General features: G+C 35.1%; 18 protein-coding genes. 17 read left to right on the plus strand and 1 reads right to left on the minus strand.

Annotated elements, in window-relative coordinates:
- Window positions 1–34 precede the first annotated feature (34 nt).
- From EJN67_RS02830 to EJN67_RS02900, 15 genes are all read left to right on the plus strand, one after another.
- Window positions 35–2,650, plus strand: coding sequence for a calcium-translocating P-type ATPase, PMCA-type (locus EJN67_RS02830; protein ID WP_129722052.1), 2,616 nt, complete (start codon window positions 35–37; stop codon window positions 2,648–2,650).
- 129 nt (window positions 2,651–2,779) lie between these two features.
- Entirely contained in the window at window positions 2,780–6,346 is a 3,567-nt protein-coding gene (gene smc / locus EJN67_RS02835; RefSeq protein WP_129722055.1) for a chromosome segregation protein SMC, read from the plus strand.
- Between the two features lie 18 nt (window positions 6,347–6,364).
- A complete protein-coding gene (gene ftsY, locus EJN67_RS02840) occupies window positions 6,365–7,279 on the plus strand; it encodes a signal recognition particle-docking protein FtsY (protein ID WP_129722058.1) in 915 nt (304 codons plus the stop codon).
- A 150-nt stretch (window positions 7,280–7,429) separates the two neighbouring features.
- Window positions 7,430–7,804: a YlxM family DNA-binding protein gene (gene ylxM, locus EJN67_RS02845; protein ID WP_129722061.1), complete on the plus strand. Its 375-nt coding sequence runs from the start codon at window positions 7,430–7,432 to the stop codon at window positions 7,802–7,804.
- Window positions 7,805–7,822: 18 nt separating this feature from the next.
- Window positions 7,823–9,157, plus strand: coding sequence for a signal recognition particle protein (ffh, locus tag EJN67_RS02850; RefSeq protein ID WP_129722064.1), 1,335 nt, complete (start codon window positions 7,823–7,825; stop codon window positions 9,155–9,157).
- Window positions 9,158–9,220: 63 nt separating this feature from the next.
- Window positions 9,221–9,466 carry a 30S ribosomal protein S16 gene (rpsP, locus tag EJN67_RS02855; RefSeq protein WP_129722067.1) on the plus strand — a complete coding sequence of 82 codons (246 nt, stop codon included), beginning with the start codon at window positions 9,221–9,223 and terminating at the stop codon, window positions 9,464–9,466.
- A gap of 32 nt (window positions 9,467–9,498) precedes the next feature.
- Window positions 9,499–9,726: a KH domain-containing protein gene (locus tag EJN67_RS02860; protein ID WP_129722071.1), complete on the plus strand. Its 228-nt coding sequence runs from the start codon at window positions 9,499–9,501 to the stop codon at window positions 9,724–9,726.
- A 6-nt stretch (window positions 9,727–9,732) separates the two neighbouring features.
- The gene (gene rimM / locus EJN67_RS02865; protein WP_243641216.1) at window positions 9,733–10,260 is read left to right on the plus strand and encodes a ribosome maturation factor RimM; all 528 of its coding nucleotides are present in this window, start codon (window positions 9,733–9,735) and stop codon (window positions 10,258–10,260) included.
- Window positions 10,250–10,987 (plus strand): tRNA (guanosine(37)-N1)-methyltransferase TrmD, encoded by a 738-nt coding sequence (gene trmD, locus EJN67_RS02870; protein ID WP_129722077.1) that lies wholly within the window; start codon window positions 10,250–10,252, stop codon window positions 10,985–10,987. Before rimM ends, trmD begins: the two co-directional genes overlap by 11 nt.
- A gap of 119 nt (window positions 10,988–11,106) precedes the next feature.
- Entirely contained in the window at window positions 11,107–11,457 is a 351-nt protein-coding gene (gene rplS, locus EJN67_RS02875) for a 50S ribosomal protein L19 (RefSeq protein WP_129722080.1), read from the plus strand.
- Window positions 11,458–11,516: 59 nt separating this feature from the next.
- Window positions 11,517–12,032, plus strand: a complete 516-nt coding sequence (lepB, locus tag EJN67_RS02880) for a signal peptidase I (protein WP_129722083.1) — start codon at window positions 11,517–11,519, stop codon at window positions 12,030–12,032.
- An 11-nt stretch (window positions 12,033–12,043) separates the two neighbouring features.
- Window positions 12,044–12,907 (plus strand): ribosome biogenesis GTPase YlqF, encoded by an 864-nt coding sequence (gene ylqF / locus EJN67_RS02885; RefSeq protein WP_129722086.1) that lies wholly within the window; start codon window positions 12,044–12,046, stop codon window positions 12,905–12,907.
- A complete protein-coding gene (locus EJN67_RS02890) occupies window positions 12,908–13,507 on the plus strand; it encodes a ribonuclease HII (protein ID WP_129722089.1) in 600 nt (199 codons plus the stop codon).
- 60 nt (window positions 13,508–13,567) lie between these two features.
- Window positions 13,568–13,918, plus strand: coding sequence for a YraN family protein (locus tag EJN67_RS02895; RefSeq protein ID WP_129722092.1), 351 nt, complete (start codon window positions 13,568–13,570; stop codon window positions 13,916–13,918).
- Window positions 13,919–13,942: 24 nt separating this feature from the next.
- Window positions 13,943–15,475 (plus strand): YifB family Mg chelatase-like AAA ATPase, encoded by a 1,533-nt coding sequence (locus EJN67_RS02900; protein ID WP_129722095.1) that lies wholly within the window; start codon window positions 13,943–13,945, stop codon window positions 15,473–15,475.
- On the opposite strand, the gene EJN67_RS02905 is transcribed toward EJN67_RS02900, so the two are convergent.
- Complete coding sequence (locus EJN67_RS02905; protein WP_129722098.1) at window positions 15,472–16,653, minus strand: pyridoxal phosphate-dependent aminotransferase; 1,182 nt, start codon at window positions 16,651–16,653, stop codon at window positions 15,472–15,474. The two genes, EJN67_RS02900 and EJN67_RS02905, sit on opposite strands and share 4 nt — an antisense overlap.
- A gap of 122 nt (window positions 16,654–16,775) precedes the next feature.
- Between EJN67_RS02905 and dprA the strand changes: the two genes are divergently transcribed.
- A complete protein-coding gene (gene dprA / locus EJN67_RS02910) occupies window positions 16,776–17,870 on the plus strand; it encodes a DNA-processing protein DprA (protein ID WP_129722101.1) in 1,095 nt (364 codons plus the stop codon).
- 34 nt (window positions 17,871–17,904) lie between these two features.
- Window positions 17,905–19,998, plus strand: a complete 2,094-nt coding sequence (gene topA, locus EJN67_RS02915; RefSeq protein ID WP_129722104.1) for a type I DNA topoisomerase — start codon at window positions 17,905–17,907, stop codon at window positions 19,996–19,998.
- Window positions 19,999–20,001 lie beyond the last annotated feature (3 nt).

Here is a 20,001-nt window from a genome sequence, read left to right on the forward strand (position 1 = left end):
TAAGTATGTACAATCTATATATGACAGGAGGAGAATACAAGTGATAAGGGCTTTAAACAACAAAAATAACAGATCTGGCGATTTTATCAAAGGTTTAACTCAAGATGAAGCAAAAAAGCTTTTAGAGCAATATGGACCGAATGAGCTTATAAAAGGTGAAAAAACTTCAGCTGTTGCTTTATTCTTTAATCAGTTTAAGGATTTTATAGTTGCTGTACTATTAATTGCTACAGTCGTATCATTTATTTTAGGTGAAAAAGTTGATGCAATAGCAATATTTATAATAATCATAATAAATGCTATTTTGGGATTTGTACAGGAATATCGTACAGAAAAGTCTTTAGAGGCTTTAAAAGAGATGTCAGCTCCCCATGCGAAAGTAGTTCGAGATGGAAAACAGATGGACATACCTGCTAGAGAATTAGTTCCGGGAGACATAGTGGTTTTAGAGGCGGGGGTAATAATACCGGCCGATGGTATGCTTATTGAAGGAGTTAATGTACAAGCAGATGAATCTATATTGACAGGTGAATCTGTACCAGTAGATAAAATGGCGAATGTTAAGGGGAAAAGTGATCTGTATATGGGTACTGTGTTGACCTCTGGAAGAGGATACGGGCTAATTACCAGTACGGGTATGCAGACGGAGATGGGACATATAGCAAATATGTTGGAAAGTGTGGAGAAAGAGATTACTCCATTACAGCAAAGATTGCAGAAGATTGGCAAACAATTGGTGATTATAAGCCTTATAATGTGTGGATTAATAGTGTTGGCTGGTATATTGCATGGTGAGACAGTGCATAAAATGGTTTTATCAGGCATAAGTTTGGCAGTAGCTGCTATTCCAGAAGGATTGCCTGCAGTAGTAACAGTGTCGTTAGCTATAGGGGTACAACGCATGTTGAAACGAAATGCTTTAATAAGAAAATTGCCAGTTGTTGAAACCCTGGGCTGTACTGATATTATATGTTCTGACAAAACCGGAACCCTTACTGAAAATAAAATGACTGTTAAAAAGATATATATTGATGACAGTACTATAGATGTAACGGGGATAGGGCATGAAACTTCAGGAAGTTTTGTAGATAAAGATGGGCTGGATATTGAGATAAAAAGATATCCATCACTTAATATGTTGCTTAATGTAGGTGCTATATGTAATAACGCCAAATATGAAGATGGAATTGTTTCAGGTGATCCTACAGAAACAGCAATACTTATAGCATCGAAAAAGGGAAATATTTATGAAAGTGCTGTTGCTAAGTTCTTTAGAGTACATGAATTTCCTTTTGATTCTAATAGAAAGCGCATGAGTGTAATATGCAGGGATAGAAAGGGAGGAATATATCTATTTGTGAAAGGTGCTCCCGATAAAATAATTGATTTATGTAAGCAACGAATGCATAAAGGGAGTGAGAAAAACCTTACCTATATGGATAAAAAACGCATCATGCATGTAAATGAAATGATGGCTAATGATGCCCTTAGGGTGCTAGCTTTTGCGTACAAAAGGTTGGATATAATTCCAAAAAGACCTAACCCAGATATGTTGGAAAAAGATTTAGTATTTTTAGGATTGGAAGGTATGATAGACCCTCCTAGACCTGAAGCAATAGAGGCTATAAAGGATTGCTATAAAGCTGGTATCCGCCCTGTTATGATTACTGGGGATCATAAGATCACTGCAATGGCAGTGGCAAGGGAATTAAATTTTCAGATGCAAAATCAAGGAGTGCTTACCGGAGACGATATTGAAGCTATGGACGATGATAAGCTAATGGAAAAGATAGAAGAAGTATCAGTATTTGCAAGGGTAAAACCAAAGCATAAGCTTAGAATTGTACAGGCATTTAAAAGAAAAGGACATATAGTAGCGATGACTGGAGATGGGGTAAATGATGCCCCTGCTTTAAAGGAAGCCAATATAGGCATTGCTATGGGTAAAATGGGTACTGATGTTGCTAAGGAAGCATCTTCAATGATATTGCTAGATGATAATTTTGCTACCATTGTAGCAGCTGTAAAAGAAGGTAGAATAATATATGACAACATACGAAAATTTATACGATATCTACTGGCTTGTAATTTGGGAGAGATGATTCTTATGGGAATAGCTGCATTTTTTGCAATGCCTATTCCCCTTGTTCCAATACAGATATTATGGATAAATTTAGTTACTGATGGATTACCTGCTTTAGCTTTAGGAGTTGATCCACCAGATGACGATATAATGAAACGTCTACCTAGGGAATCTCAGGAGAGTATATTCTCAAGGGGACTGGGGCTAGAGATATTGTTATCTGGCTTGTTGATAGGTATAAGTTGTCTTGCATGTTTTATGTTGAGTTTGAATCTTACCAGTGGAGATATAGAAAAAGCTCAGACTATGGCATTTGCTACTATTATAGTTGCTGAACTGTTATATGCTTTTGAAAGTAGATCAGAGTATAAAAATGCATATGAAGCGGGGTTTTTTGAGAATAAGTATTTGGTCTTATCTACAATTATATCTTTTTTGCTTATGATAGTAGTTATATATAACCCATTTTTATCATCTATATTAAAGACTGAGCCATTAAATTGGGCAGACTGGTTTTTAGTCATGGGCTTTTCAATGGTGGGATTTGTTATAAATAGTGTTAGATAGGAATAAAAACGGGGCATTGTACAGAATTAACATGTGCAATGCCCCTAAGCCTGTTGCAGAAATATGGCATTATATGATACATTATAGTAAAATGTTATTGCGTTTATATTGCAAAAGAGGTGAGACTATTTGCTATTAAAAAAATTAGAAATATATGGGTTTAAATCGTTTGCTGAGCGTGTTCATATAGAATTTGACAAAGGGATAACCGCCGTTGTAGGTCCCAATGGAAGTGGTAAAAGCAATATAGCAGATGCTATAAGATGGGTATTGGGAGAGCAGAGTGCAAAATCATTACGGGGTTCTAAAATGGAAGATATAATTTTCTCAGGTACTCAGGTAAGAAAACCTCTAGGGTTTGCAGAAGTATCTTTAACTATGGATAATAGTTCTGGAAGTTTACCCATTGATTTTTCTGAGGTTACTATCACACGTCGTATATTTAGATCGGGGGATAGTGAATACTATATAAACAAATCGGCTTGTAGATTAAAGGATATATTGGAACTTTTTATGGATACGGGAGTAGGTAAAGAAGGTTATTCTATCATAGGTCAGGGTAGGATAGATGAAATTCTTGCTAATAATTCTGAGGATAGAAGATTTATATTTGAAGAAGCGGCGGGTATTGTAAAGTACAAAACGCGGAAAGAAGAAGCCGAACGCAAGCTAGCAAAAACGCACGATAACTTGATAAGGGTGCAGGATATATTATATGAATTAGAACAGCAGATCGAGCCATTAAAGGAACAAAGCGATAAGGCAAAAAAATATCTAGATTTAAAAGAACGTCTTAAGGTTATGGAGATAAATCAATTTATACGCAAATATGATAGATATAGTCAAAAAATAGAAGATATAAAAAAAGAGATAGCAATATTAGATGACAATATTACTATGTATCAAAAGGATGCAAAGGAACAGCAGGTAAGAAAAGAAAATCTGGATATGCAATTATCCCAAGTTATACAAGATATGGATGAGATGCGCGATGAAAGACATATGCTTGTAGAGCAGATTGAAAAATTAAATGGAGAGATAGGTATATTAAATGAAAAAATGGCGCATTTATTCAGAGATAATGAAAGACTAGATCGGGAATTTGATAATGTGAAATCGGAAATAGAGACAAGGATTTTAAGACGGAAAGAATTGACAAGTGAATTAGCAAATAAAACAGATGAACTCGTTAAACTTGAAGATGTATCAAATAAACTGAAAAATAGAATAGATGAACTTGATATTCAGATAAAAGAGTATGAATCAAGGATCCATGGTACACAAATAGATATAACGGATATATTTGATAAATTAGCAAAAGCAAAGAATGATTTGACTCGGTATGCGGCTGAAAAGAAGGGATTGAAGGAACATATACAAAAAATTCAACCGTCTTTAAAGGAAAAAGAACAGCTGTTTTCCAAACTTGAATACGAGCAGAATGATATGAAAAAAAATATCACCGATATAGAGGAAGAACTAAAACTAGTTACGTCAAAAATATATACTTTAGGCCAGACTATGTCCCAAACTAAAGTAAGACTAGATGATTTGGATAAAACTATACATAACATTGAACGTAGTGTGCAGACAAATGTCTCAAAATTGAATTTGCTTAAGGATATGGAGAAAGATTATGAAGGGTTTAATAGGAGCGTAAAGCGTATACTGGAATCCTGTGATAAAGACAAATTGCTTATGGATAAGGTATGTGGAGTTGTAGCTCAACTTATACATGTACCAAAGGAATACGAACTGGCCATAGAAGTCGCTTTGGGTGGTAGTATGCAGAATGTTGTAACTAAGACTGAAGAGGATGCAAAATACATAATAGATTTTTTGCGCAAGAATAAGTATGGAAGGGCTACATTTTTACCGATTTCTTCCATACGACCTAGAGGTTTGAGTAATGAAGAAAAAAATGTACTTAAAATGGATGGTTGTATAGGCATTGCTTCAGAACTTATAGACTATAATAGGAAGTATTCCAATATATTCTCTTACCTCCTTGGCAGAGTTGTTGTAGTTAAAAACATGGATCAAGGTATATCTATAGCAAAAAGATTTAGATATTCTTTCCGTATTGTAACAATCGAAGGTGATACCCTAAATCCAGGTGGATCTATGACAGGCGGGAGTACGGGCAATCGAACGACAGGTATACTAGGTAGACAAAGGGAAATAGAAGAGCTAGAAAAGATAGTTTTACAGGAACGCTCGCAATTGGGTAAATATGTGAATAATAAAAAAGAGACCCTAGTATTATACAACGATTGTGTTATGCAGTTGGATGAACTGCGTGGGCGGGAGCGGAATCTAGAAATTAGCAAGACTTCAGCTACTGAAAAATATGTTGCCATATCCAATCAACTTCTAGTGTTAGAAAAAGAGATCAATGTACAAAAACTTGAACTTAAGAATACAATAAATATATTACAGGACAAGCAGTTAACAATAATGTTAGAGCAAGAAAAAATAGAAGAACTAGAGTCTCAAAATAGCAATATAAATAATACAATAGAGCATGACAAGAAAATAATAGAGGGAATCTATGATGAACGAAAGAGTATCGATGCATGTTTTACAGACACAAAGATAAAATGGACAAAACTCAAAGAAGAGATAAATGCTGTAAAACAAAATATAAAGTATATAGATAAAGAGGTTGCATCATATCGTGAGAGTTTATTGGATAAGGAAAAGCAAAAGGCAGAAAATAAAAAGCTGTCTTATAAGCACGGCATAGAAATAGATAAAAACCAGGAAGGCATCAAGAGTATACAGGAGCGGATTTCCATATTGGATAAAGCCGTTCAGGATTATCGGCAGAAACGACAGACTATGCAAGATAAAATAAAAAGTTTAGAAAAAAAATTAATGGATACCTTTCATATTACGGAACAGCTAGTTAATAAAAAACATGGTTTTGAAGTACAGATGTCAAAAATGGAAGCAGAAATACAGAACCTTCAAAACAATGTTTGGGAAGCATATGAAATTTCGTATGCTAGTGCGCTACCTTTTATGGATGAATCATTATCAATGGCACAAATAAATGAAAAAATACAATCGTTCAAAGAGAACATAGCAGATTTGGGTATTGTAAATGTAAATGCTATAGAGGATTATAAGGCAATTAAGGAGAGATGCGATTTTTTAAGTACCCAAAAGCAAGATCTTGTATTGGCAAAGGAGGATTTGAACAAAGTTATAGACGAGATCACCCATACTATGGAGCAAAAATTTAGACAAGAATTTGCTATAATAAATGAATATTTTAATGAAGTGTTTATAAGTCTTTTTGGCGGTGGACAGGCCCAACTGTTATTAGATGATAAAAATAACGTCCTTGGATGTGGTATAGATATAATAGCTCAACCACCAGGAAAGAAATTACAAAATATTTCACTTTTATCAGGTGGAGAAAAGGCTCTTACTGCTATAGCAATATTGTTCGCCATATTAAAGCATAAACCTACTCCCTTTTGTGTGTTAGATGAAATAGATGCGGCTTTAGATGAGTCCAATATATATAACTTTGGTAATTTCCTTAAACAGTTTTCTGAGAATACCCAATTTGTTATAATAACCCACAGAAGAGGAACAATGGAGTTTTGTGATGTTATGTATGGCGTAGCAATGGAGGAGAAGGGTATATCAAAGATGGTTTCTGTTAAATTAAATGACATTGAATAGAAAATAGGAGGAATAGTAATGGGATCTAAAGGATTTTTTTCAAAGTTGAAGGATGGTCTAGATAAAACCAGAAAAAATATTACAGAAAGAATCGATGATATTATAAATTATTACACGGAGATAGATGATGACTTTTTCGAGGAACTTGAGGAAGTTCTTATAACTGCTGATGTAGGTGTTGAAACTACTATGGAAATAATAGAATATATAAAGGCAAAGGTAAAAAAAGAAAAGATAGGAAATCCTGACAAGATACGTGGATTGCTTAAACAAAAAATAGAGGATATATTAAACAAAAATCAAGATGCATTTGATATTGAGTCTCCTTGTGTATTTTTAGTAGTAGGAGTAAATGGAGTAGGTAAGACTACTACTATAGGGAAATTAGCCAGCCGTTATAAAGCAGATGGTAAAAAGGTGCTTATTGCAGCAGGGGATACTTTTAGAGCAGCAGCAGCAGAGCAATTGGAAATATGGGGTGAACGAGCTCAAGTACCAGTCGTTAGACATGATGAAGGCTCAGACCCTGGCGCAGTGGTATTTGATGCAGTACAATCTTCAAAGAGCAGGAATGTAGACTTACTTATTTGCGATACTGCTGGTAGATTGCATAATAAGAAAAATTTGATGAACGAACTAGAGAAGATAAATAGAATATTGGATAGGGAATTTCCTGAAGCGCAAAAGGAAGTGCTATTGGTACTTGATGCTACTACAGGACAGAATGCCATATCTCAAGCCAAGATGTTCAAAGAAGTTGTAGGTATTAGCGGCATAATACTTACTAAATTGGATGGTACTGCAAAAGGAGGAGTTGTAGTTGCTATTAAATCCGAACTTGGAGTTCCAATTCGTTTTATCGGCGTGGGAGAGCAAGTAGAGGATTTACAGATATTCGATTCCCATTCATTTGTAGATGCACTATTTGAATAGGCTAGGCTAAAATAGAAAATCTGCAATTCGTAATATTTATTTTAGAATTACGAATCAAAGTAAAAATATAGCTTGACAATGAGAAAAAATTAGCTTATATTAGTATATGTTATGTGTAAAGTATAAACACTTTACAGTGAGGGATGAAAGATGAATAAAATTGCAAAAATATCAATATTACTCGATATGTATGGTAATCTACTTACAGAAAAACAGCAAGATGTTATGGATCTTTATTATAACTATGATTTGTCGTTGGGAGAGATTGCAGAAAATAGACATATAAGTCGTCAAGGTGTTAGAGATCTTATAAAAAGGGGAGAAGATACTCTTTTGGATGCCGAGGACAAACTGGGTTTTTTTGATAAATGGTATAACCTAAGTAATGACTTGGATGTATTGGTATCAAAATTCGAACGTATATATATGAAATGTACAGAAAGTGACATAGACTGTTATAACAACATACAGGAAGATATTCTTGATATTAAACGACAGCTTACAAAGATTATTAATACCATATAAGCATAGGGGGGAAGGATAATGGCATTTGAAGGTTTGGCAGAAAAGATGCAATCTGCCATGAAAAAATTGACTAGCAAAGGAAAGTTAACGGAAAAAGATGTAAAAGGAGCCATGAGAGAGGTGAAATTAGCCCTCTTGGAGGCAGATGTTAACTTTATGGTAGTTAAGGATTTTATAAAAAAAGTCAGTGATCGTGCAGTAGGTGCAGAAATAATGGAAAGCCTGACCCCTGGTCAGCAGGTAATAAAAATCGTGAATGATGAATTGACTCAGCTTATGGGTGGTACACAAAGTCGTATTAATCTAGCTGATACTCCCCCTACAATTATCATGATGACAGGTCTTCAAGGTGCTGGTAAGACTACAACTGCTGGAAAACTAGGTGGATATTTTAAAAAGCAGGGTAAAAAACCCCTTTTAGTAGCCTGCGACATATACAGACCAGCTGCTATAAAACAGTTACAGGTAGTGGGTCAAAAACTAGATATACCTGTATTTGATATGGGACAGCAAGAGCCTGTGAGTATAGCAAAAGCAGCATTAGAACATGCAAGTAATGAAGGATATGATCTAGTAATTATCGATACTGCTGGTCGTCTTCATGTAGATGAAGACATGATGAACGAGCTTTGCAATATAAAATCAGAAGTAAAACCCCATGAAATATTGTTAGTGGTAGATTCTATGACAGGCCAGGATGCAGTAAATGTAGCGGATGCTTTCAATCAGAAGTTAGGTATAGATGGTATCGTGCTTACAAAGTTGGATGGTGACACCCGTGGTGGTGCTGCCCTATCGGTAAAAGCAGTTACTGGCAAGCCGATAAAGTTCGTAGGTATGGGAGAAAAACTGGATGATTTGGAGCCGTTTCATCCTGACAGAATGGCATCAAGAATTTTGGGAATGGGTGATGTCTTAAGCCTTATTGAAAAGGCCCAGGCAAGTATAGATGCCAAAAAAGCTGAAGAACTTGAGAAGAAACTTCGAACTCAGCAATTTACCCTGGATGATTTTTTGGATCAATTGCAGCAAATAAAGAATATGGGGCCATTAAGTGACATAGTTGGTATGATACCGGGAGTCAACACCAAGAAGTTGGCGGGAGTAGATTTAGATGGCAATCAATTATTACAGGCGGAAGCCATAATACAATCTATGACAAAAAAAGAGCGTGAAAATCCCTCTATAATAAATGCCAGTAGGCGAAAACGTATAGCCCGGGGAAGCGGGACAAATATACAAGATGTAAACAAATTGCTTAGATCTTTTGAAGAATTTAGAAAAATGATGAAGCAATTTAACAACATTGAGAAAGCTGCTAAAAAGGGTAAATTTAAATTTCCATTTATGTAAACAGAGGACATAGCTTAGGCTTAATCCTTTGATATAAAAATTAATTGTTTGGAGGTGAAATATATGGCAGTTAAAATCCGTTTAAAAAGGATTGGTTCAAAGAAAAATCCGTTCTACCGTGTAGTAGTAGCTGATTCTAGATCGCCAAGGGATGGAAGGTTTATAGAGGAAATTGGATACTATAATCCTCTTACCACTCCTGTACTGATAAATATCGATGGTGAAAAAGCTAAAGCATGGATAGATAAAGGTGCCCAGCCTACTGATACGGTAAGGGCTCTTTTGAAGAAAAATGGTATTGTGGAATAAATACTATGCTTTAATTATGGAGGTGCTTAACAATGGGAGATTTAGTCAAGTATATCGCCCAGGCATTAGTTGACCATCCTGAGCAGGTAACTGTTAATGAGATTCAAGGTGAACAGTCTATAATAATAGAACTTAAAGTTGCACCTGATGATATGGGAAAGGTAATTGGTAAGCAAGGGCGAATTGCTAAAGCAATTCGTACAGTAGTTAAGGCAGCAGCTACAAAAGAAAATAAAAGAGTTGTAGTGGAGATAATATAATAGGTGATGAAAATGGTAGAGTATCTTTGTGTAGGTTTTGTAGTAAAACCTCAAGGGATAAAAGGTGAAGCGAAGGTATTGCCCTTAACAGATGATATAACTAGATTTAATGATTTAAACAAGGTATATCTATATGTGGAGAATGGATACCATGAACTGTCTATAGAGAGAGCACGGTATACTAAGGATTTTGTTTATTTAAAGTTTGCTGGATATAACAATAGGGACCAAGTGGAAAGACTTCGTAATGAAGAACTTTGGATTCCTAGAGAAATGTCAGTAAAGCTCCCTGACAATGTCTACTTTATAGCAGATATTATAGATTGTTCCGTATATACATTATCTGGTATACATCTAGGTGTAATATCTGATGTCCTTCAAACGGGCAGTAATGATGTATATGTGATAGAAGGGAAATATGGTCAAATACTCATACCTGCGCTAAAAAAAGTAGTTAAACAAGTTTTATTACAAGAAAAAAAGATAAGAGTAGATCAAGAACAATTGGAAGGTTTGTTGCCAGATGGTATTTGATGTACTGACATTATTTCCAGAAATGTTTGGAAGTGTGCTAAACACCAGTATATTGGGTAGAGCTATAAAAAAAGGATTGATAAAAGTCAATCTATATAATATCCGTGACTTTGCTAAAAATAAGCATAAGCGAGTAGATGATTACCCGTATGGTGGTGGATGTGGTATGGTTATGATGCCACAGCCATTATTTGATGCATTCTATTATATTGCCCAATTGAATGGTGGTACTCTGCCTACAGTCATATATTTTTCACCACAGGGTACTACATTTAATCAAAAAATAGCTACGGATTTTTCTAAAGCGGATCATTTGGTGCTGCTGTGTGGTCATTATGAGGGTATAGATCAAAGAATTATAGATAATTTTGTAGATGTTGAGATATCTATAGGAGACTATGTATTGACTGGCGGTGAATTACCGGCAATGATATTTATAGATTCTGTTAGCCGCTTTGTATCTGGAGTTTTAGGTGATGAGCAATCAGCAAGGGAAGAATCGTTTTCAAACGGTTTATTGGAGTATCCCCAGTATACCCGGCCTTATGACTATCAAGGACATAAGGTGCCAGAAATATTATTATCCGGTAACCATAAGGAAATAAACAAATGGAGGAAACTTCATAGCTTGAACAATACATTGATAAAAAGGCCTGATTTATTGAAAAATACAGAGCTGTCTGCAGAAGATAAACAAATGATGCGCATACTAAAGCAGCGAACTTAGCGTAATTTTGATTATTGTTACTTAATATATAATATGCTATAATAAACATTGTTGTAATAGGCGGTCCTCTATATTATCATTGATATGAACGTCTAAGATGGAAGGAGGTAAACATTATCATGAGTGATGCTATTTCTTTAATTGAAAAAGAACAGCTTAAGAAAGATATTCCTGATTTTAATGTTGGAGATACAGTTAGAGTAGATGTCAAGGTAGTTGAAGGTAGTCGAGAAAGGTTACAGGCATTTGAAGGTGTAGTTATTAAACGTCAGGGAGGCGGCGTTAGAGAAAGTTTTACTGTTCGTCGAGTTTCCTACGGCGTTGGCATAGAGAGAACGTTCTTATTGCATTCACCTAAGGTTGACAAAATCCAAGTATTAAGAAAAGGAAAGGTTCGTAGGGCTAAACTTTTCTACTTAAGAGACAGAGTGGGGAAAGCTGCCAAAGTAAAAGAAAAGAGTATTCAATAAACATGGGACTGGCTGCAGTCCCTTTTATTTTTATGAAATATGAAAGCAGGTGGCAGTTTATGAGTGAATCAAAAAGTGAATTGCTTGAATGGATAGAAGCAATTGTAATTGCTCTAGTGTTGGCATTCTTCATTAGAACTTTTCTTTTTGAAGTTATAAAAGTAGAAGGAAGTTCTATGATGCCTACACTTTATGAAAATAATCGTTTGGTGGTAAATAAATTAGGGTATAGATTTTCTTCCCCGAAACAAGGTGATATTATAATATTTAGGAATCCAGATAATATGAAGGAAAATTATATAAAGAGGGTTATAGCTGTACCAGGACAAACTGTAGAGGTAAAAGATGGTTCTGTAAAAGTAGATGATAAAACCTTAGCAGAATTCTATATTGCTGAACCACCGTTAGATGACTTTAATAAAGTTGAAGTACCTCAAAATACTATTTTTGTAATGGGGGATAATAGAAATCATAGTAGAGATAGTAGACATATAGGTTTTATCCCATATGAGAATGTACTCGGTAAAGCAAAGTGGCGCATTTGGCCTATAAATGATATGAAATGGTTTAAGTAGGGGTGGTGTTATTGAATATAAATTGGTATCCAGGACATATGGCTAAAGCAAAAAGGGAAATGATAGAAAAAGTAAGATTGGTAGATATAGTAATCAAAATAATGGATGCTCGCATTCCTATGAGCAGCAATAATCCAGAATTTGATAAGATTTTTGATGGAAAAGCAAATATTCTAATAATCAATAAGGCAGATCTAGCAGATAAAAATGCAAATGATACATGGATAGATTTTTTTAAAAATACGAATACACAAGCTACTATATTGGATTCTACTAATAATGGACAAGTAAACAGGGTAAAGAATTGGATAATTGACATATGTAAAAAACGTCAACAGGAAATAAAAAAGCAAAAGGGTATAAACAAGCCTATAAGGGCAATGGTAGTAGGAATACCAAATGTAGGCAAATCCACGTTTATAAACAGTCTATCAGGCAGCCAAAAAGCAAAAGTAGGTAATAAACCAGGTGTAACACGTGGGCAACAATGGATAAGAATAAACAACTTTTTAGAGATGCTCGATACTCCAGGCCTATTATGGCCTAAGTTAGATAATCAAACTACGGCGCTGCATCTTGCATTTGCTGGATGCATTAAAAAGGAAATAGTTGATAATGAAGAATTGGCAGTAAAATTTATAGAAGAGTTAAAACATATGTATCCTCAAATGTTGATGAAAAGATACAATCTAGATAAATTGGAAGGTCATGGATATCAGATATTAGAACAGATTTGTCTAAATAAAGGCCTTATAAAATCTAGAGGAATTTCAGATATTAATAGAGGTGCGGATATGCTAATTAAAGATTTCCAATCTGGTAAGATGGGCAAAATTACTTTGGAATTTCCATATATGATAGGGGAGAACAAGTAGATGCAGAATCTTTTAGAGGAAGAAAAAAAAATATGGGATTTAGGTATGGATTATATAGCAGGTATTGATGAGGTAGGAAGGGGACCTTTAGCTGGACCAGTATTAGCTGCCTGTGTTATATTGCCCAAAGGTTTATATTTAGAAGGGGTAAATGATTCAAAAAAATTATCACCTAAAAAGCGCGATGCTTTATTTGATATAATTACAGAATATGCAATTGCAATAGGTATAGGGAGGGTATCACCAAATCGTATAGATGAAGTTAACATATTAAATGCTACTCATGAAGCTATGAAATATGCACTTTTAAATTGTTCCGTAAAACCGGAACATGTGCTTATAGATGCTATTACTCTAAACAATATTCCTGTACCACAAACTGCAATTATAAAAGGGGATGCAAAATCCCAGTCCATTGCAGCAGCGTCTATAGTTGCAAAGGTAACGCGAGATCGTGAAATGGTGAAATGGAATAAAATATATCCTGAATATGGTTTTGATAGGCACAAAGGTTATGGTACAGCATTTCATATACAGGCAATACGAGAATATGGATTATGCCCCATACATAGAACGACATTTTGCACCAAATTTATATAGATTCAATAAAATTAGAGGAATTTGTAAGTATGTGTAGAATATAAAAATAAGGTGTTGTTTATGAATAATAAAGAACTTGGCAGATGGGGAGAAAAAATAGCGGCATCCTATTTAATTAACAAGGATTTTACTATATTATATAAAAACTATACTTCACCATTTGGAGAAGTTGATATAGTAGCAAAACAAAATGAATACACAGTGTTTATAGAGGTAAAAACTAGGCGCAGCTTAGCATATGGTTTACCATGTGAAGCTGTTAACAAGCGTAAGATGGCAAAATATTTTAAGACAGCAATGTATTATATCAAATCTAAGAATGTAGATGCCTGCTATAGATTCGATGTTGTAGAAGTTTATCTAAAAAATGATGGTACATATCATATCAACCATATACCAAATGCCTTTTAATTCATTTATTTGAGGGTGATGGCGTTGCTTTCAAAGATAAAAAGTACTGGACTCATCGGTATAGAGGGTTATATTGTGGATGTGGAGGTAGATATATCTAATGGATTACCTCAATTTGATATTGTCGGTCTTCCTGATACCGCTGTCAAAGAATCAAAGGAACGGGTAAGGGCTGCTATAAAGAATAGTGGGTTAGAATTTCCCATAAAGCGTATTACAGTAAATTTAGCTCCCGCCGACACTCGAAAAGAAGGTTCCATATATGACCTTTCAATAGCAATAGGCATATTATTGGCAACAGGTCAAATTCCATATACCAAATTTTGTAATGGCGTATTTATAGGCGAACTTTCTTTAGATGGTAGTATAAAGTCTGTAGATGGGGTGTTGCCAATGTTATTATCGGTATCGAAACCAGGAATTGATGTTGTAGTAGCCAAACAAAATGTAGTTGAAGCTATGAATGTAGATGGCATAAACGTATATTCTGCTAGTACTTTATCCTCATTGGTAGAAGACCTTAAAAATGCTAGGTTGAAACCTGCAGATGTGGCCTCAGATAAAGATCTTGAAGGCTATATAGATAATTTTGCATATGATTTTTCTGATATAAAAGGTCAGGATAGCGCTAAGCGTGCTTTAGAAGTATCTGCTGCTGGGAGTCATAACATTATTTTAATAGGTCAACCGGGGGTAGGGAAGACCATGATGGCCAAATGCTTGCCCTCAATACTTCCTGGTATTAGTTATAAAGAGGCAATTGAGATTACTCAAATATATAGTGCAGCAGGATTATTAAAAGGAGAGGGACTCATAAAACGTCGTCCATTTCGATGCCCTCATCATACTATTTCTGCAACAGCACTGGCTGGAGGCGGACGTATACCAAAACCTGGGGAGATTAGTCTTGCTCATAATGGAGTATTATTTCTAGATGAACTGCCGGAATTTTCTCGAGAAGCTCTGGAAATATTGCGCCAGCCCCTCGAGGATGGAGCGATAACCATATCAAGGATTTATGGAACTGTCATGTTTCCAGCTAAGTTTATGCTTGTAGCCAGTATGAATCCCACCCCTTGTGGGTATTATCCTTGGCAAGACAGATGCCACTGTACCCCTAATCAGGTATCAAGATATATAGATAAGATATCAGGAGCGCTTTTTGATAGGTTTGATATTCAAATAGAGATGGCTCCCATATCGTTTGATAAGCTTAGCAGCACAAATACATCACAATCTTCAAAAAAGATAAAACAAAGGGTAGATACTGCTAGAATGTTGCAATTATACCGTTATAAAGATGAAGGTATAGTATCAAACGCCCAGCTAAATCATCGGCAGATCTCAAAATACTGTATAATGCATGAGTCTCAAAAGAAATTATTAAAGGACGCTTTTGAGCGATTAAATCTGAGTGCCCGCGCATATGATAGGATACTGAGGGTTGCCCGTACCATTGCTGATTTGGATGGGGAGGAATATCTTCAGGATAATCATATAGCTGAGGCAATACAGTATAGAAGTTTGGATAGAAATTATTTAGACAGAATCTATTAAAAGAATTCTCTTGCTATGGCCTCAATGGCAGGCAGGGAATTTTTTATTGTATCAATACTTACACAATAGGACATTCTAAAGTAGCCTGGTTGTCCAAATCCTGTACCAGGTACTAATAAAACATTATGCTTTGCTGCTGCTTTTATAAATTCTATATCATCTGGTATGGGGGATTTTGGGAACAAATAGAATGCCCCTCGGGGTTTTATGCAATCAAAGCCAAGACCAGTTAAAAAATCGAATAACACATCTCGCTTTTTTTTATATTGTGAGATGTCCGTTTCTGCATCTAGGGAAGAGGCTATTACCTTTTGAAATAGGGCAGGAGCATTTACAAATCCCAATGTTCTATTGGCAAATGTTAATCCAGATATTATAAGATCGTTTTGAGGAAGAACTGGATTTACTGCAATATATCCAATTCGTTCACCTGGCAGGGCAAGGGATTTACTAAATGAATTTATTATCATTGAATGCTTAAAAATATTTAATATACTAGGTATTTTTATATTGTCATACACGAGCTTATTATAAGGTTCATCTGATAATACAAATATAACATGTCCATATTCCATTTCTTTCTGTTCAATAAGTTTTGCCATAGCTTTTAGTATCTTATCTGAATATATTACACCTGTTGGATTGTTTGGTGAATTTAGTATTATAGCCTTTACTTTAGGATTTAAGCAATTTTCTAGCGCAGTAAGGTCTGGTTCAAAGGTATCCTTATTGGTTGAGGCTATTACAGGGACCCCTCCATGGTTATCTATATAAAATAGGTATTCAGAAAAATAAGGCGCTAATACTATTACTTCATCACCTTCATCTAATATGGTCTTTAACGCTACATTCAACCCTCCAGCAGCTCCACATGTCATTATTATATGGGAACTTTTAACTGATAGATTCGTATTTTGGCTTATGTTTTGTGCAATCTTTTCTCTAACATCTTCAAATCCTGCATTGTTCATGTATTTATGTATACCAGGCTGATCTGATAATATAATATCCCTAAGACTGTTTTTAACTTCCTTAGGAGGTTCAGGATCTGGATTTCCCAAGGTAAAATCGTATACATTATCAGCTCCATATAGCTTTCTTAACCTTTCACCTTCTTCAAACATGTTTCTAATCCAGGAAGAATGATTTAAACTTGTAAAAATCTTTTTTGAAATCATTTATTTATCCTCCCAATTTTTTATTTGTATATATTGTAACATAAAAATTACAAAAAAAGAGGATAAAAGATTTAGGTGTAGAATAAAAAATATAAATACAAAGGTATGGAGGTTTATCTGCTGTGATATCTATTGAAGAAAAAGGATATTGGATATGGTTGTCTTGTATACCTGAAATAGGGGTAAAGCGGTTTTTTTATTTGATTGAACGCTTTGATACCGCGAAAGGGGTATGGAATGCGTCTGATAATGATATAAGAAACTGCAATAATCAAATAGGATATAAAGCAGTTAATAACATATTGGATCGAAGATCCTCAAACTATCTTGAGGATGCGTTTTCTATTATTAATAATGGAAATATGTCAATAGCTACATTATTGGATGAAGAATATCCAAAGCTCTTGAAGGAAATTTATGATCCTCCTCCTGTATTATATTATAAAGGTAATTTTCCACACCCCGAATTGCCAAGCATTGCAATAGTAGGCAGTCGAATGCCTACATCATATGGTGTACAAATGGCACAAATTTTATCCAGGCAATTGGCAGAGGCGGGAGTGGTTGTAGTAAGTGGTTTGGCTAGGGGGATAGATACTACTGCTCATGCAGCGGCGTTAAAGGCCGGGGGCCATACAATAGGAGTATTAGGATGCGGGGTAGATGTAATTTATCCACCAGAAAATAGTCGTTATTATACTCAAATGGCTCAAAAAGGCACAATTGTCAGCGAATATCCACCGGGAACTCAACCCCTAGCGAGCAATTTTCCTGCTAGAAATAGAATAATAAGTGGCTTATCCAAAGGTGTATTGGTTATAGAAGCACGTAAAAGGAGTGGTACCCTTATAACTGTAGACTACGCCTTAGAACAGGGAAGGGATGTATATGCTATACCAGGTAATATAAATAATTCATGTAGTCAGGGAACAAACCAATTATTAAAAGAAGGTGCAAAACCAGTAACATCTGTTGAAGATATTTTAGAAGAGTTGAATATTGACATTCAAAATGCTAATCTTAATAGGGAGAAACCATTGCAACTTGATTTTTTCGAAATGCAAGTGTATAATGCACTGGAAAGTGGACAAAAGCATATAGATGAGTTAGTAAATGCGACAGGTATTGAGATTGATAAATTAAATTCAATTCTTATGATGCTAGAGATAAAGGGAATAATAAGGCAATTGCCTGGGAAAATATTTATAAAGCAGTGATATATTCTAAGGTTTTAATTTGGAGGTTAATTTAATGGCACAAAAACTTATTATAGTAGAGTCACCGGCTAAAGCTAATACCATAAAAAAATTTCTGGGGAGGGGATATAAAGTAGAGGCAACTATGGGTCATATTAAAGATTTGCCCAAAAGTCAACTTGGCGTTGATATAGAAAATAATTTTGAACCAAAGTATATAACTATTAGGGGAAAAGGAGAGGTTATAAATAAGTTAAAAAAAGAGGCGAAAAATGCTGACAAGATATTTTTAGCTACTGACCCAGATAGAGAAGGGGAGGCAATATCCTGGCATCTTGCAAATACATTAAATATCGACAAGGGCAGCCTTTGCAGGATTGAATTTAACGAAATAACCAGTCAGGCTGTAAAGAAGGCGGTAAATAATCCACGAACTATAAATATGAATCTTGTAGATGCGCAGCAAGCAAGGAGAATACTAGATAGAATTGTAGGTTATAATATTAGTCCCCTACTTTGGCGGAAGGTAAAAAAGGGACTTAGTGCAGGACGCGTACAATCTGTAGCTACTCGTATAGTATGCGAACGTGAAGAAGAAATAAATAACTTTATACCACAAGAATATTGGAATATATCAGCAAACTTCTTAAGTCCATCTAGTAATCAAATATTTGAAGCTATGTTTTATGGTACACAAACCAAGAAGCTAGAGTTAAAAAATGAGGAAGAAGTAAATGGACTCCTTGAAGATTTAAAAAAAGCTGTGTACACTGTAAAAAACATAAAAAAAGGCACTAAAAGACGAAATGCAGCACCGCCATTTACTACTAGTACTCTTCAACAGGAGGCCTATAGAAAGTTAGGTTTTACTACAAAGAAAACAATGATGATAGCACAACAATTATATGAAGGCATAGAGATTGAAGGTGAGGGGGCGGTAGGTTTAATAACCTACATGAGAACGGATTCTACCCGTATATCATCCGAGGCTCAAAGTCAAGCGCGAACATATATAAAAAATAATTATGGTGATCAATATGTTCCTGAGACACCAAACAAATATAAGACAAAAGGGAAGACTCAAGATGCCCATGAAGGCGTTAGACCTACTTCCATAGACAGAGAGCCTGAGCGGGTAAAAGATTCGCTATCTCGGGATCAATATAGGCTATATAAGCTTATATACAATAGATTTTTAGCCAGTCAAATGACAGCAGCCATTTATGAAACGATGACTATTAACATAAAGGGTGGAGACTATATTTTTAAAGCCAAGGGTTCGAGGAAGATGTTTCCAGGATATACTGTAATATATCAAGAAGGTAATGATGATGGGCGGGAAGAAAAGGATACTGATATAAATCTTCCAAAACTTTCTGAAAATGAAGTGCTTGAATTAAAAACATTAAATCCGTCTCAACATTTTACCCAAGCTCCACCAAGATATACAGAGGCGTCTTTGGTGAAAACTCTTGAAGAACTGGGAATAGGTAGGCCTAGTACTTACGCACCTACAATATCAACAATAATAACTAGAGGATATGTTGTAAGGGAAGGCAGAAACTTAGTACCAACTGAATTGGGTACTTTGGTTAATGATTTGATGATAGAGTTTTTTAACAACATCGTAGATTATAAATTTACAGCTGATATGGAAGAAAAATTAGATAAAATAGAGGAAGGTAACGAGATTTGGCAAAATATTTTGGCTGATTTTTATAGACCATTCAAAGAAAGTCTTGATCATGCTGATAAAAACATTAAAAAGGTAGAGATAGCAGATGAAGAATCAGATGAAATATGTGAAAAATGTGGTGCAAGAATGGTAATAAAAACGGGGCGTTATGGCAAGTTCTTAGCATGCCCAAATTTTCCTGACTGCAGAAATACGAAACCTTTTGTGGAAAAGTTAGATATTAGCTGTCCCAAATGTAATGGTCAGGTAGTAGTAAGAAGGACTAAAAAGGGTCGCAGATTTTATGGATGTGAAAACTACCCTGAATGTGATTTTGTTTCATGGAATATGCCTTCTAATAAAAAATGTCCCATATGTGATTCGTTTATGATTGTAAAAAAAGATAGAAACGGTAAAGAAAATTATTTATGTTCAAACAAAGATTGTAGATATAAGATGGAAGAGGGGCAATAAAGC

This window comes from Xylanivirga thermophila (assembly GCF_004138105.1).
Lineage (GTDB): Bacteria > Bacillota > Clostridia > Caldicoprobacterales > Xylanivirgaceae > Xylanivirga > Xylanivirga thermophila.